At 60.3% G+C, this 14748-nt stretch carries 16 protein-coding genes; all 16 read left to right on the forward strand.

The window, feature by feature from the left end; all coding sequences use genetic code 11:
- Nucleotides 1-137: 137 nt before the first annotated feature.
- The 16 genes from T336_RS0106025 to T336_RS0106085 all read left to right on the forward strand — a co-directional run bounded on the left by T336_RS0106025 (nucleotide 138) and on the right by T336_RS0106085 (nucleotide 14709).
- Nucleotides 138-1046 (forward strand): YopJ family acetyltransferase, encoded by a 909-nt coding sequence (locus T336_RS0106025; RefSeq protein ID WP_026431855.1) that lies wholly within the window; start codon nucleotides 138-140, stop codon nucleotides 1044-1046.
- Nucleotides 1047-1267: 221 nt separating this feature from the next.
- Nucleotides 1268-2152, forward strand: coding sequence for a ParA family protein (locus T336_RS0106030; RefSeq protein WP_026431856.1), 885 nt, complete (start codon nucleotides 1268-1270; stop codon nucleotides 2150-2152).
- Nucleotides 2153-2165: 13 nt separating this feature from the next.
- A complete protein-coding gene (locus T336_RS26490) occupies nucleotides 2166-3875 on the forward strand; it encodes a hypothetical protein (protein ID WP_156957795.1) in 1710 nt (569 codons plus the stop codon).
- 15 nt (nucleotides 3876-3890) lie between these two features.
- A complete protein-coding gene (locus tag T336_RS25970; RefSeq protein ID WP_084151376.1) occupies nucleotides 3891-4520 on the forward strand; it encodes an STY4526/YPO1902 family pathogenicity island replication protein in 630 nt (209 codons plus the stop codon).
- Between the two features lie 7 nt (nucleotides 4521-4527).
- The gene (locus tag T336_RS26495; protein ID WP_156957796.1) at nucleotides 4528-4809 is read left to right on the forward strand and encodes a hypothetical protein; all 282 of its coding nucleotides are present in this window, start codon (nucleotides 4528-4530) and stop codon (nucleotides 4807-4809) included.
- Between the two features lie 286 nt (nucleotides 4810-5095).
- On the forward strand, nucleotides 5096-5563 hold the full coding sequence (locus T336_RS0106045; protein ID WP_035225355.1) for a hypothetical protein: 468 nt from the start codon (nucleotides 5096-5098) through the stop codon (nucleotides 5561-5563).
- Nucleotides 5564-5581: 18 nt separating this feature from the next.
- A complete protein-coding gene (locus T336_RS26500) occupies nucleotides 5582-7285 on the forward strand; it encodes a hypothetical protein (RefSeq protein ID WP_209435944.1) in 1704 nt (567 codons plus the stop codon).
- A gap of 470 nt (nucleotides 7286-7755) precedes the next feature.
- Nucleotides 7756-8214: a hypothetical protein gene (locus T336_RS25975; protein WP_084151377.1), complete on the forward strand. Its 459-nt coding sequence runs from the start codon at nucleotides 7756-7758 to the stop codon at nucleotides 8212-8214.
- 24 nt (nucleotides 8215-8238) lie between these two features.
- Nucleotides 8239-9366: a PFL_4669 family integrating conjugative element protein gene (locus tag T336_RS0106060; protein ID WP_026431861.1), complete on the forward strand. Its 1128-nt coding sequence runs from the start codon at nucleotides 8239-8241 to the stop codon at nucleotides 9364-9366.
- 45 nt (nucleotides 9367-9411) lie between these two features.
- Nucleotides 9412-9921, forward strand: coding sequence for a hypothetical protein (locus T336_RS24795; RefSeq protein WP_244883875.1), 510 nt, complete (start codon nucleotides 9412-9414; stop codon nucleotides 9919-9921).
- Nucleotides 9922-9988: 67 nt separating this feature from the next.
- Nucleotides 9989-10387, forward strand: coding sequence for a single-stranded DNA-binding protein (locus tag T336_RS0106070; protein WP_026431862.1), 399 nt, complete (start codon nucleotides 9989-9991; stop codon nucleotides 10385-10387).
- A 73-nt stretch (nucleotides 10388-10460) separates the two neighbouring features.
- Nucleotides 10461-10712 carry a hypothetical protein gene (locus T336_RS26505; RefSeq protein WP_156957798.1) on the forward strand — a complete coding sequence of 84 codons (252 nt, stop codon included), beginning with the start codon at nucleotides 10461-10463 and terminating at the stop codon, nucleotides 10710-10712.
- Nucleotides 10706-11899 carry a hypothetical protein gene (locus T336_RS27480; protein WP_156957799.1) on the forward strand — a complete coding sequence of 398 codons (1194 nt, stop codon included), beginning with the start codon at nucleotides 10706-10708 and terminating at the stop codon, nucleotides 11897-11899. The genes T336_RS26505 and T336_RS27480 overlap by 7 nt, the downstream gene beginning before the upstream one ends.
- Before the next feature lie 15 nt (nucleotides 11900-11914).
- Nucleotides 11915-12220 (forward strand): hypothetical protein, encoded by a 306-nt coding sequence (locus tag T336_RS0106075; protein ID WP_026431863.1) that lies wholly within the window; start codon nucleotides 11915-11917, stop codon nucleotides 12218-12220.
- Complete coding sequence (locus T336_RS0106080; RefSeq protein WP_244883877.1) at nucleotides 12156-14285, forward strand: DEAD/DEAH box helicase; 2130 nt, start codon at nucleotides 12156-12158, stop codon at nucleotides 14283-14285. Before T336_RS0106075 ends, T336_RS0106080 begins: the two co-directional genes overlap by 65 nt.
- A 169-nt stretch (nucleotides 14286-14454) precedes the next feature.
- A complete protein-coding gene (locus T336_RS0106085; protein ID WP_020425057.1) occupies nucleotides 14455-14709 on the forward strand; it encodes a hypothetical protein in 255 nt (84 codons plus the stop codon).
- Nucleotides 14710-14748: the final 39 nt, after the last annotated feature.

The following is a 14748-nucleotide window of genomic DNA, read 5'->3' on the forward strand; positions in this document are numbered from 1 at the left end:
CAACCCGGCCTGGTCATGCAGGGCCGGTCTATGGGGCAGGCACCGCCGGCGGGCACCTCGAAGAACTTGGGGGCCTGAATCCCGGTCGTTCAGCACGGCCCAATGCAGAGACCGGTTCGCTCGCACCGAGGCGGCCATTGGCGGACGATCTCGACAATATCAAATCCATCCTGGGCGATTTCCGGTCCATGGGCGCCATGCTCGACCACGTCGACATCCTCCAGTTGGACGCGGCCGTGCTGCCGATCGCTGTCAGGGCTGAAAATGCACGCTCGGCGCGGAAGGCTGCGATGGCGGGCAATCCGCACTTGCCATTGCACCATTTTCCCGACCTGCATGCGTTCTGCGACGCCATCCGTCGCGGCGAATTGACCGATGGACGCGCCATATTCCGGCTACGGCCGGACCGAGACCATGTGGTGGCGGCAGATATCAAAACACTCGGGCCGACGATTTCGATACTTATCCCTGAGCCCGTGGACCATTCTTCAACGAGGGAGCTGTTGCGGACGAGCCTCGCAGAAATGGCAAGGCACCTGCCGCTCCATGCATCGATCAAGGTGCTCGTTCACGATTCCCAGAAGAACAAGGTCGACTGCCCCATATTCGCGTTGCATGCGGCTTCCAAGATGATTGGCGAGCGTGGGTTTCTCGACGCGCACCATTGGGACAACGCAAGCGCCCCGGGGTCCCAACGCATCGTCGATGCCCATGCCATCATGCCTCCCGGTTTCTTCAAGCATGCCCAGTCGATAAGCGCTGTCAAGCAAGCTTTCGCGGGCAGGCCTGCGGAACTGCACCAGTCGATCGGCAAGCGCAGTGATGAAAGTCTGCTTCAACGATTGGAAAGGAACCGCGCATACCGAATGGACATCAAGCGGGAGATCAATACCTCCAGCGAAGAAAAGCGGATGACTTACCTGGACCGCGCGCGCCAATATGTCGAGGACGCACCGGACCACGAAGTGGATACGCTGACAGCGGCATGCGCCGAAGCCGCCCCGGACTGGTTCCAATCATCGCGGGCGGCAGCCGCAGGCGAGTGAACAGTCTCGGCGACGTCCGGGAGTACCGGAGACGCGCTGGGCGCTGGTGTCCGGGTCGAACCGCCGGTGCCGACCACGCTATCTTACAAGATACGATGTATATTATCTGACGATTACGTCAACTTGCGGCCATATGCGATCTGATGGCCGCAGTTGTCGAATTTTGCAGCATTGGGATCCCTGGAGCTTCGTTGTTTGGTTAACCAAGCAACGAGGATCAAATGCTCACCATCACCGTCGTGTCCACCAAGGGTGGAGTAGGTAAGACAACTCTCGCCGCCAACCTCGGCGGCCTTCTCCGCGATATCGGCCTCCGCGTCCTTCTCGTCGATGCGGACATCCAGCCCTCCCTGACGAAGTATTTCCACCTGGCCGAAGAGGCACCCAAGGGCTTGACCAGCCTGGTGCAAACGGGTGTGCTGACACCGGACTGCATCTCCAAAGTCCAGCTGCCCCCGCCCGGGTACGGCATGGCTGCCGACAAGATCCCGCAGACCGAGGAGGGGTCATTGCACCTGGTCAAATCGGATACGAGAGATGGACGACTCCAAGATTGGATCGCGCAGCGTCTCGACCGGTTGGTGCGTCTGTCAATGCCGCTTCGTCAGGCGGCCGTGGCAAACGCCTATGACGTGGTTCTTATCGACACCCAGGGCGCGGTAGGGCACCTGCAGGACGCGGCCGTGAACGCTGCTGATCTGCTGCTCGTTCCGACGTCTCCCGACATTGTCTCGGCCCGCGAGTTTCTTGACGGCACGCGCGAACTGCTCGATCGCCACGAATCCACCGCAAATCTCGGCTTCAAAGTACCGCAGATGAAGGCTGTGATCAACCGCACCGAGAACACGCGGAACAGCCGGCTGATGGCGGATCTCATCCGCGAGAACTTCATTGCGATGCGCGGACGCGTGGATGTGCTGCAGACAGTCATTCCATCCGCGGTGGCCTACCGCAACGCGGCTACGGCCCAAGTGCCGGTGCATTGGGCTGACCCAGCGAAAGCGGCGTTGTACATGCACGAATTGATGTGGGAACTTATTCCCAACGTCGCAGGCTTCCGGGCCTCTACTTTCAAGACCTCCGCCGACCAAGCCACTGCCGCCTGAAATGGAGGCAGTAATGCGAACGCCCGAAACGCTCACGGCGGTGGAGCGTGCTGCGCAACTGCGCCAGCGAGGATCCACCAGCGCCACGGGGGAGTCGACGGGCTCCCCCGCTTCTGCACCAATCCAAGGTGCCAAACCTATGACAGCCCAAGAGAAAATGCGCGAATCTGCGCGCGCAGCGCTTAATAAAGGTTCCGCGAATGCGACTGCGAACCTAGATCCATTGGAAGAGGTTGACGGATCGCTGACGATATTGAGCATTAACGAGATTGATCCTTACAAGTACAACCCCCGGACCAAGCCGAACCCTGCCAGGGCGAATCTCAAGGCCAGCATCAAGGCCGAGGGAATTACGAATGTAATCACGGTGACGCGCCGCTCCCCGAAAGAGAAGTATTTCCCTTATGGCGGGGGGAACACGCGGATCGAGCTCGCCAAAGAGCTTTACGCTGAAGGCGAGGATCGCTTCGCAACCCTCGCCGTCGTAACGAAGAAGTGGCCCGGAGAGGCGGCAGTCATTACGGCCCATCTCAGCGAAAACGACAATCGTGGCGACATCTCTTTTTGGGAGCGTGCACAGGGTGTCGCAGCGTTTAAGCGAGAGTTCGAGCGAGAATCTGGCCGCATTCTGACTGCTGCCGAAATTAATAAGGAACTGAAAGAGCGCGGTCTCAATTACGGGCTCAAGACCATTCAGAACTTCGCATTTGCCACGGAGCATCTATATCCAGTAGGACCGTGGTTGCAGACGAAGGAAGTCAACGAAATAATTCGACCACTGATCGGTGCTATACAGGAGCTTTCGCGCAAGGGAGACGCTGCGGGACAAGTGAAGGCCGCGATCGACGAAATTCTGCTGATGCACGGCCAGGATCTTGAATCGCTGGAACTTAGCAACAAGGACACCGAGCCAGGTTCTCGAACCGATGTGCGTCTCGACGTGCAAAGTCTTATTACGGACTTGCAGAGTGTCTCGGCGAAAGTTTTGAAGCTGGATGCGGAACGGATGCCTCAGATTCTGAAGGAGGTTATCGGGAATCCGAAGGCTTCGTTCGCTGATCTGACGAGCACTCGGAAGGAACCACCAGATAAGTCGTTAGAGGCAGACGGAAAGGGTCGCCAGATGCCGCTTGGACCAATGCTCGGCAGCGTTCCAACCGGAAAGACACCCGCGCCGTCAACGGAGCGCGAGCGAAGCGCTAACGCGCCGGGGAGCCAGACGCAGGAAGAGCGTCTGGCGGTGTTCAGCCAACAACTCACCAACGATTTTCTCGCGCTGAACGATGTGGTGCCGATTTCGGATTTCATACGTGTCGAGCCCGCTCTGCCGTTCGGATTCCTTGTGGACTTCCCTCAGGCCAGCGATGCCATCGCGGGCCAGTCGCTCACCGAGGAGCAGGCGGGAATGCGAGAAGCCATCTGGCCCATCCTGGCTGCTCTTTCGGGCCAATGCAGCCAACCTCTGATCGAACGATGCAACCCTGAAAGTGGCTGGGCCGAGGCGGTAGCTCGGGGGCCTGCAGAACTCGAAGCGCGATGCGCTGCGATACGAGCGCCGTTTCGCAACGGCCTCATGTACGTCACCTCTTTTCACTTCCTCTTTGCTTTAAGCACGCCTCGTGTGGGCCCAGTGCTGTCGGCCGTCCTAAAAACCATCTTTGAATTTAGCAAAGATCATCCTGAACTGACCAAAGCGCCATTTAAACACATTTTTGCAAATTGATTTTTCGGTGTTCATATGATTAATCGCAGATTGCCTATTGAGTTTCGGGCGAACGACCAGCTCAATTATCTACTGCTGACTGAGTTGGTCCGCCTGATCGAGACAGAAGATGGCTTGGTGCAACTCCTCGAGCACGGTTGCGATGCTGAACTCATTGATGGACTAAGGCGTCGTTCCTCTCGCGATCTTCTTGATTTGGCGGCTCGCATGCGGGAGTGGCGAGTCAGCTTCTCGCCCATTGAGATGCGTCAGCATCTCAACGGAATCGATCGTCAGCGCCGTGATAGCGAACTCTGCGAATATTTCATTAAAAATGGTGCTTCGCAGCCTTTGGTAGCGCGACTCTTTAGCAAATCCGCGACAGAGATTCGGAAGCTTCGAGACATATTGGTCGGCGGAGGTGCCGGTGGACGGACTAGGCTCCCACGGGATCTGAGTGTCCGGGATGAGATCCACCGCGAGTGGTACGAGATATCGCGCGCCGGCTCTGGCATGACATCTCTCCGCGATCGACTATACAAGCTTCATTTGAAATTTTCGGAATACTCGATTGATACGCTGTACTCGACAATCCGCGAATTTGAACGAGGCGACGTAGTTTCGTGCCGAGCCAGGCGCCAAGGCGAGTCCCAAACCGCGGCGTAACCGATTTATGGCAGTCGATTATTTCCTCATTGATGCACCTGAAAGCGTACCGGATGAATTTAACGCTTGGGTGGTGGCAAAAAATCGCCATTTCTCGCTATTCGATGAGTATATGAGTGCAGGCAGCGATCGAAGGTGCGAAGTTTTGGTGATTGTCTGCGCGGCGAAGGTCGAGGCCGACCGCCTGGAGGGCATTGCCCGCCGCGCTTGGTTTGCGCTCCATAGACAGAATCTTGATGAGCTCAGCCGCGAACTTGCTGAAAGGCAGCGCAATGAAAATCGGGAATAGCAATAATGCGCGGTGGCCCGCGGAAGCACTGGGTGCCTTTGTCATCGCGGCGACGATGTCTATTGGGCTATGCGTGGCTTACTTCGCTTCCATTTATGTGGAGCGGGGTGAGTTGCCCGCAGATAGTTTGCCTGCCATCAGGTTCGTTGCCCTCGCAATATTTATTCTCGGAACGACTGCGCTGCTCGCATGTCTGGTCTACGTTTGTAAGAAATATCGCAAGTAGGTTCGGCGGATAAATCTCTGACAGTCCCCGCCCAAATTCGATCCTTTGAAAAGAATCGCCATGCACACGAACCATAATCTGGCCAGGCCACACAATGAAATGCTTTCCGCAATGCTACTCGAATGGGTTGGGCAAGCGCCGGTGACCATACATCGGGCATTTATCGATTTAACCGGAAATGTTCTGTGTGCGCTTTGGCTGACCTATGCCTTGGAAAAAGCCAAGGCATGGGAACAGGGCGCTTCCAAGAATGGCCTGGTGGCCATCGACATGACGTCGGCCGAATGCGAGCGCGACACAGGCATCACCCGCGCGCAGCAGCAGACCTGTCGCAAGGTGCTGGTGCAGATGGAGATCCTTTCAGAGGTGGGGGGCCAGGGCAGGGCGATCCAGTACACGCTGAATACGGGCCGCTTGCTCGATCTGCTCATGCGACAAGCGCAGCCGCTCGCGGACGCATTGCGTGTGAGCCGAAGCGATGCTTCCGCGAGCGATGCCGAGGCAGCGACAACGGCAAATCGGCCGTGACGGGCGAGGTGCGACCTGGTGCGAGCTACTCCATCACTTCAACCGCCCGCGGCAACGAGCCCTCCGCGCGAGGACGCCGGGCCCTCTGTCCAGGAGCAAATCCTTCTTCACCTGGACGAGCGCGGCTACGTCCCGTTCCATCCGACGCTGGCCGAAAAGTTCGGCCATAAGGCCGCTGTCTTCGTCGGGATGGCGCTGTACTGGACACGGCACAGCCTACGCAATCACCCGCAGCGTAGTGGCTGGTTCAACATGTCGATCCAGCAGTGGCAGGCTGCCATCGGCATCAGCAGAACAGAGCAGACCACGGTTCGACAGTCGCTGACCGAGTCGGGCGTGCTGGAAGAAATGCTGGTTGGCCGGCCCGCGGTCATGCACTTCCGCCTCAACGTCTCAGCCCTGGCCAAGGCGCTGGCGCGCTCTGGAGACGACGGCGTTCCAACATGGGACACCGTCGCAAGCTGGTTTCGCGGATACCACAACTACTACAAGCCGCTTGCTGACATCGCTGGCAGTGTCGGGGCAGGGCTGTACCTGTCTCTTCTGCTGCAATGGCATCGCGCGGCAGTCCTCCGTGGCCAACTGAGCAACGGATGCGTCGAAGCGGGTCAGGACGACATCAGCCGCGCATTGTGCCTCGGTCCAAAGGTCCAGCGGAACGCGCGACTGCGGCTAAAAAAGGCCGGGTTCATCCAGGAAACAGGTCCAGCCGGCGGCCTTGTCCGCGTCAATCTCGACGCGGTGCTCATGTGTCTTCGCGGCCAGAGCATCAAGCCTCTCAAAGGACTAGCGCGACCGGCCGAGCCTCCAAGCCCGGGCGCGGACGTTACGCAGCCTTTGGCCAAGGACAGAGGTGTTCGGGCCACACAGGAGCCACACGCGCGAATCGACCTGTCCGGGTTGGCTGCGACTTTTAGGCAGCTTCCCCTTGGCCTACAAGAATGCAATCGGCCCGTTCCGGCCGCGCGTCCCCGAGATTTGCTGATGTCGATCATGGCGGCCGGCGATCTGCCCGAGGTTGTCGGATTTCGACAAGTTGCGCCGCCTGTTGCAGGTGGAGTCCCCGCGATCAACGCTAGCGAAAAACCCAAAAGCGACAAGCACTTACGGCGGGAATTCTGGCCGGCACTGGAGGTACCGCCGGTACGGGCAAGGAATGCCGTTTCCTGCAAACTTGAGGCTCGCGAGAGTGCCGAAACCTGCATCCAAGTTTTGCCCTTTCCTGCAACCTATATACAAGGGGATTCATTACAAACTACTACTACCGGTAGTAGTAGTGGACCGGAAAGCACTGCAGCCGAAGGAACGAACCCGGACGGCCTGGTTTTCCCGGAAGCGCTCTCCCTTGCGCAGGTGGAGGGCATCCAGCAACTGCTCGCCCGTGTGGAAGTCGAACATCGCCAGTTGGTGCTGGATGAGCTCGCCGGCCGGATGAGCGGCCATACGCCGATCAAGAGCCCCGTTGGATGGGTCAGCGGCCTGGTGCAACGCATGGCCGAAGGGCCTGTTGTCTTCGCCCACGCCGACCAGGTCGCGACAGACCGCCGCATGCGTGTCAAGCTGAGGGAAAGGGCCGAGAGGCCGGCCCCCGGTCCTGCGTCCTTGGCATCCCGCCAAGTGACCGTTGACCCCGGCGCCGCGGCGCGCGCTGCCGCCGAGCGCGAAAAGATTCGACTGCTGACCGAAGAAATGCGCGGCGGCCGGTTCAGGAGAGCCAAGTGACGCGCTCATCCGCAGATATCACCCGTTGTAGGGCTGCTGGAGCTTTGCGCCGATACCAGGAGGGTCAAGTCGCGCCGGTTGGCGACCGTCGCAGCGCATCCCAAGCCGCATCGCGCGTTGTCGGGCACAAAGGATGTCAGAACGTCACGCACGGTACTCGTCATCACGCAAGCCAAAAAGACTCACGTCGTAACCGTGACCCCGTGACCCAAAACGGGTTACACGGTAAGGCTTACCGCGTGACCCAAAACGGGTTACCTGGTACCCGTTACCACGTGACCCAAAACGGGTTACACGGTGCCCTGCACCACGTATGTCGGAAAGACACACATGCCATTCGAGGCTATGTGTTCTTGAGGCAATCAATGACTGCCCGCCCACAGTCCAATTTAAAAGATCCCCCGAGCGGAGGATCGCGACCGGTTTGCCAAGCCGGATTTTCATTGCAATAGAACTGATCAGGAAACCCTATGACAGGTACTCAACTCTTCGCACAGCTCGTCCAGCGATTCCAAAACTACACGGATGCAGCCGTGTTATGGGTTTTACTGAAGGAGGAAGCGGATGTTCGTGAGCACAGCACGACAGCCGGTTCAATGGCGCACGAGCAACTGTGCGGCACCGCTCGCCCTACTACCGTTCAGCGGTCATTTCAGCGGCTTGAACTGATGCGGTTCATTTCCGTACGTACTCATAAAAATACGAAGACGCTCATCACTGTTGACCGGGAGGCCGTTCTCGAATTTCTTAGGCAGCCATTGGCAGAGCGCTTGCCTGCGCTCAGTGATAAACAGTTTTCTTTCCTTGAGGCTTGGAATGGTGAAGCCGTTTCACCCAACAGCCAGAACGAAGCCATTCCTACGGTGGCCAGTGATAACGCATTGATCTCACATTCGGCGCCGTCCTCGTCCGAGCCAATCACACACTGAACGCCAAACCAAAGGAGAACCTGCATGGCAACTACAAAAAAAAGCGTCGAGGCTGTAGCCCCGAACTTTGCGCCGGAAGGCTTGGCCGCGTTACTGAAACCCACGCTGGCATTTGAAAAAGAGCCCGACTCACCATTTTCTGACGGCTATTCGATCCGCCGCGAAGAGCAGGTGCTGGCCGAGTACATCGCGGCTGGGGCATCGCCAGACGACCCTCTGTTCGATCGATACGCCGAACTGGAGGACCGTCGGGAGCGGCTGCAGCAGATGCAGAGCGAGCGAGATGCCCAGCGCGGTGCAGACGTCGTGGCCACCCGATCGGAGGCTGCGGGACTTGATGCCATCGGTGGCCTGGTAGATGACGGGCTGGACCAGATGACGATCCACACGATTGAGGCGTACCGGATGTTCCTCGGTCGTAGCAGGGATGCCGCCAATCGGATCAACCCCATCATCGGCGGCAAGCGGGTCGCCTCGTGCCTTCGCAACCTGTGGATGCTGACGGGCAACGACAACCCCTACGCGGAGTGGGCGCTGCTGCGGCATGAGCACGGGATCAACGAGGTCCACAAGCATCTCCAGGCCGCGATAGTCAAGGCCGAGGACATGCTGGATCAGCAGCGCAAGCGTGGCCTGGTGCTTGCCGTCCTTTCGTCGTCCAGCCCGATGACTGTGAACCTGGGTTTTCGCAGTCCTTATGGCTACGCCATTTCGATGCTGATGGTGGACTACGACCACTACGTACGGCTGCAGAAGACGCTGCAGCGCAAGAACCTGCTCTCCGACGACGAGGTCCGCGAAATCCTCCGGAAAGCCCAGCGGGCGATCCTGAACGTCTTCTACGGAACCGCGCGCTTCGATCGCTGGCTCAGCCGCCCGGAGATTCGTGCGCTGAACCGCAGCGACTGGGTCAGCAGTGACGAGGATGCGGCAAAGCGACTGCAGTTCGCGGTGTCCACCTTCGGCCCCGTCCCCGCGGCGGTCTACAAGGCCACCATCTCCCCGTCGCATTCCCGTCGTCGCTACTCGCTGAGCGAAGCAGAGCAGGCGGTGCTGAAGCAAGTCGGCGAGCAACTTGAAGCTGCTGAACAGGCCGAGCTCGAAGCTGGGGCAACGTCTGCTCCGGCCGAGGATGCCGCAGTCACCTCTTGAAGCATCGCGCATGAGCATGGTGCAGCGGTCATGAAAGGGGAGCGAATGAAAGGATCGGTTGGGAAAGGGCAGACGGATCTCATCGGATCCGAGCATGCCGTCAACCACGTGCTGTGGGCAAGACGAGCCGCAGAGGACCAGACCTGTCAAAACCCGATTGACGCAAAGGCCCTTACGGGTAGGGGCACCCTTGCCCACCTGCGCCAGCAAGTTGCCACCCTCGACGCTGCCGTGCTGGACATGCGCGAACTGGCCGCGAAGTCCAAGAGTGTCATCGGCCTGCGCGCATACCTGGTCGTCCACCAACGGTCGCACAGCGGCTACATGTTCCTGCGGTGGCGCGAACGATCGTCCAGTCGCCACCTGCCGTGGGAGGAGGCCGAGCGTCTGGACCATGGCTCACGCCAACTCAACGAGTGGTGCCGGACCGCGTCTCGGCTCGCACAGGAAATCAACGCGCGTCACCTCAGCGCACGCGAGGCGATCAAGCGCATCCGTGACCAGGTGGAACAGTCCGAACCGTTCATGTTTCCGAGATCACCAATCTCGGTGTAAGTCTCATCGCGAGTACGGACCTGGTGCAGCCGTGCCCGCGAATCTCAACGCACCGTGGAGCAACGCAATGCAGAACCTTTTCATCGGCAAGGGCAACCTGGCCAACTCGCCCGAACTTCGACAGCTCACGGGCAGGAACGGCGACTTCGAGGTGGCATCAATGCGCGTCTACTTCGGTCGGTATGGGCAGACGGAGGACGGCGAGGTGGAGCAGGTCGGCGGCTTCTGGCGCGAAGTCGAGATCTACGGCCAGAAGGCTCGCGACGTCGCTCGCCACCTGCGGAGGGGAGCCCGCGTCCTGGTCATCGGCGAGGAACGGGAATTCACTGCCCGTGGCGACAACGGCGAGGTAGAGGTCATCAAGGTGGTGGCCGAGGACGTGGCACTCCAGCTCACGCGCATCGAGCAGATCGTGTTCAAGGCACGGCGCGATGCAACGGAGCCGGAAGGTGAAGTTCCTGCCTGAGGGGCGTCCTGCGCCAGAACACCGAGCCCCAACGCATCAGCGTTGGGCATCCGAACATCCACTGGAGCAAGTGATGAGTGAGCAAGATTTCCAACAGCGGGTTGATGCATGTCTGCGCGACCCGCTTGCCAGTACCGATCGCCTCACCGCCATTGCCGCGCTCGCGAATGCGAGGCCATCTCTCCGGCAGGACGCGGAACATGCAGCAAGGCCGATCGTGATTGGCGAGTCCACCCCTCTCACGCGCACCTTTCTCGCTCGGGTTTGGAGCGCAATGCAGTCGCTGCTGCAAAAGCGCGCCGCTGCCCGCGCGATCAAATGCTGAGGCATCTCATGAAATTTCATCGAACGCTGTTGCAGGCACTCGCCTGCGTCGCCGCCGCCACGACATCCACCTGGGCCGGCCCAATCGTGGTCACACCAGGCTCGCTCTCCAGCTACGTGTACTACCCGCCAGTTGCCGGGGCCGGAGGTTCAGCGACAGGAGGAACAGGGGAGGACGTGTCTACGCTCCAGAGGTGCGTCTGGACGCCTTCCCAGGGCGATCAGACCGTCACGGTCAATCCCGGGTATGACTACAAGAAGGACATCACCGTGTACTACCGGCTCGCCGGGGGTGACGGTGGCGCAGGCTACACCGGGGGTGGGGGCGGCTCGTCCGCGATCATCTTGAACGGCGCGAAGGTAGCTGTCGGCCCAGGCGGGGCGGGCGGATCGCGCGCCCCTGAGGTGACCGGCGTGTTCAAGGTGAAGGTTGGCGACACCCTGCGCTTCGTCACTGGGGGCGGGGGAGGCGCAGGGCTGACGAAGTCTGGCTTCGCGATCGGTGGTGGGGGAGGAGCGGGCTACACAGGGGGCGGCGGTGGCGGATCACTCGGTTCGCGGTCCGTGTCTGCCTCGGACTACCCGGCGATCGCAGGGAAGGGCGGCGGCGATGGCCCAGGTGCTGGTGGTTACGCGTCTGGCGCCATGGCGGGCACGCCTGGCCTCAACATGCAAGGCGGCGTAGGGACCTATCCGGACGGCAGTTCTGCACCCTACGGCTCGCAGGCAGATAACTACAGCGGAAGCCTCTCCTATTACAGCGACTTCTACAAATACTTCTCCGGACTCAAGTTTCCCGCTACGCCCGCCACGATGGGAGCGCCCGTAGGGAGTGCAGATTCGAATTTCACTACATTTGGCGGGGGAGGCGGCCGGCTGGCATCCGGCGGATCTGTTGCTATTCAATTCAATTTTGTCTACTGCCAGAATGCTGCCAGTAGCTTTCAAGCGACTCGCGATTCGGTTGAAATAAGCGACAACGGGCAATGCTATTCAAATTTCAATCGCTATAGCTACGTATTGGCGAAAACGGAGCAGTTTCCGCAACCCACCTCATCCCTTGCGCTCACAAGGAAATATCCGGATGTAAACAATAATAGTAATCAACCGATTATTGTTGCATCTGGATCTCTGCCAGGCCAAATCGTCACCATGTACCAAGCACCCGTATGCGGTGTCTTCAATTAAAGTGAGGTGAGCCGGATGGATCAAAAATTTACCATCAACCTGCTGATTCGGCAGGTCGAAGAATACGCCGCAGGCAAAATCGGCGACGTGGCGCGCGGTTCAGAGACCCCACGTCTTGCCGCACTGCTGATGCAGAAATATGGGCGTGGCATCGTGGACGCGGTGGCCGTGGTCTTCGACGATCCGCGCATTGCTGACCCTATCTCGACGGCCGTGGACGAAGCCACATCGGAGATCGACCCGGCATGGCGCGAACATGATCGCGAGCGTTGGGCAGGTTTCCGATCCGACGTCACCTGCATCGGACGGACTGCAGGGTGAGCGCGCAGTGGACCGCTATGGCGCGCTCGCAGGGGGCCAAGTGACGAGCAAACCAAGCTCGGCCAGCCTCCCGGCGCCCGTCAACCTGTCGCCGCCCGACCTGGTCGTAAAGGCATGCTTCGACGGAATGCGTTTCGGCCTGCAACTCGCCCATGTGCCCGGGCTGAGCAAACCTCTGGAGCGGCATGGGGCATGGTGGAGCGCTGCGCGGCGCATGTGGCTGGTGCGGGCTACCGGGGCGGCCGACGTCGAGAGCATGCTCCTCGATGCCTACAGCGGGCAGCACGTTTCCTTCGACGCTCTTGCGGCTGCGCTGCGGGCCTCGGCCGCGGCGCCCGAGCCCGACTTCTACACCCAACTGCTCGACGTCCAAGTTTTCCCGCTCGCCAAGGGCGACGGAGGCCGCGGAAAGTGGGCTGTGAGCTTCGTCTATGACCCGCCGTGCGTGGCGGCGATGCGAGCGATGCGTGGCCTGTTTCACAAGCACGCCGCCGCTTGGCAAGTGCATTGCGATCCCGCTGAAATCCAGGAGCATCTGGTGCGGCATGCCGGCGTCAAGGCGGAGTTCGTGTTTGTTCATGAACAGGCCGTCGTGCTCGAGGAGCTCGCCACCGCAAGTGCTTCGTCTTCGCCCATCGTCGTCCCTGCGGCACCACCTCCCCAGCGAGGTGGCGGCGGGGGAGACGATTCTGCGGGCACGGGGTTCTTCTCAACGGATGTGCAGCGATCCGGAGACCTGCCATTCGATGCGTCCGCCGTTGCTTCGCTAGTGGCCACAGGTGTTCTTAGGGACTACCAGGCGATCGGCGTTCAACACATGCTGCGATCCGCCGGCGCGTGCATGGGTGACGACATGGGCCTTGGGAAGAGCCGCCAGACGGTCGTGGCCAGCCGGCTTGCCGCCGGCAAGGGGAGGGTGCTGATCGTGTGCCCGGCGTCCCTGCGCCTCAACTGGGAGCGGGAGATCCGGATGGTCTACCCGGAGGCGACTGTGGGCATGGTGGGCGAAGATCGCATCGCGACGCTGCAGGCGTGCGATTGGGTGATCGGCAACTACGAGCGCATGGGCGGCCTGGTGCGTGCGACCGAGCTCGCGTTCGAAGTGATGGCCGTGGATGAGGCCCACTACCTGAAGGAGTACCAGAGCGGCCGCACGCGCAATGTGTTTCTGCTGGCCGCGCGGATCCCTCGCTGCTACGTCGTCACTGGGACGCCGCTCTTGAACCGCGAGGTCGAGATGCACACGCTGCTGCGAATTACCGGGCATGCCCTGGGCCAGCTGCCGCTCGGCGATTTCCGGAAAGGTTTTGCTGGAACGGCTGAGAAGCGCGCCAAGCTCGCGGATGCCATCAAGGGGTGGATGATTCGGCGCAGCAAGGCGGTGCTCTCCGATCTGGGCAAGAAAGACCGCCAGCTCCGATATCTCTCGCCAGAAGGACTCGGCACTTACCGCGAGATCTATCGCGACATGAGCCTTCAGGCCATGCCGAAGATCGTGCAGCTGCGAAGGACGCTCGAATCGCTGAAGGTGCCCTTCCTGCTGGACACCGTGCAGTCGATGGGCGACGACGACAAGATCATCATATTCTGCGAGTACATGTCCACCGTGGACGCCCTCAAGCAGGCGCTCGCTGGGCTCGGGATCGGATGTGTCTCGCTCGTCGGCGCTGATTCCGCGAAGAAGCGCCAGGCCGCCGTAGACGCTTTCCAGCAGGTTCCGTCGAACAAGGTCTTCATCGGCACTACGAGTGCTGCAGGCGTCGGCATCACGCTCACCGCGGCCAACCTGGTCGCGTTCGCCTCGATGCCATGGACTCCGGCCTTGATGCGCCAGGCCGAGGACCGGGCCTATCGGCTCGGGCAGTTGCGCGACGTCCTGGTCATCGTCCCGATCGTGCCCGGCACGATCGACGAGGGCGTACTGAAGCTCCAAGACGCGAAGCGAACCACGGAGGTGGAAGTGGTCGAAGCCGCGAAAGCGGCCCTACCAGACGCGCAGCAGCTGGAGCTTGTGGAACTGCCTGCCGCGGCGCGAGAAGAGCGTGCGGTGTTGGAGTTCGCGTGATGCCTGCCTACAATGGACTCGTGACCGCTCGTTAGAGCACCACCACGCGACTGAGCCTTTGAAAGTCGTCGCCTCATGCCAATGGGGTAGGGCATTTTTTCATCCACCCAGCGGGACCAACGCAGTCCCGGTGGGGATGTCGTTGCCCGCGCCACAGAGGAGCAGCGACATGATCCAACGAACCATCGATGAGAAGAAGGCCCGTTTCTTCGCGATCGCGAAGGAACTGGGCTATCGACCTCACGACATCGCCGGAGCAATGGTCCGGCGTTACGAGCAGACCTCTTATGGCCGGCATCACACCTGCTTTACCGCGAGCGTGGTGACCGGGGTGCCAGAAACGCGCATCCAGGAGGTCGATTACGCCGTGGAAAATCGCATTGAGCGATTACACGGTGCCGCTGCAGTCCACGGGCATGTCTAGGTCTGCAGCATAAAAAGAAGGATGGCCACCGGTTCAGGC

The sequence above is a fragment of the Paracidovorax oryzae ATCC 19882 genome, from assembly GCF_000687165.1.
Taxonomy (GTDB): Bacteria; Pseudomonadota; Gammaproteobacteria; order Burkholderiales; family Burkholderiaceae_C; genus Paracidovorax; species Paracidovorax oryzae.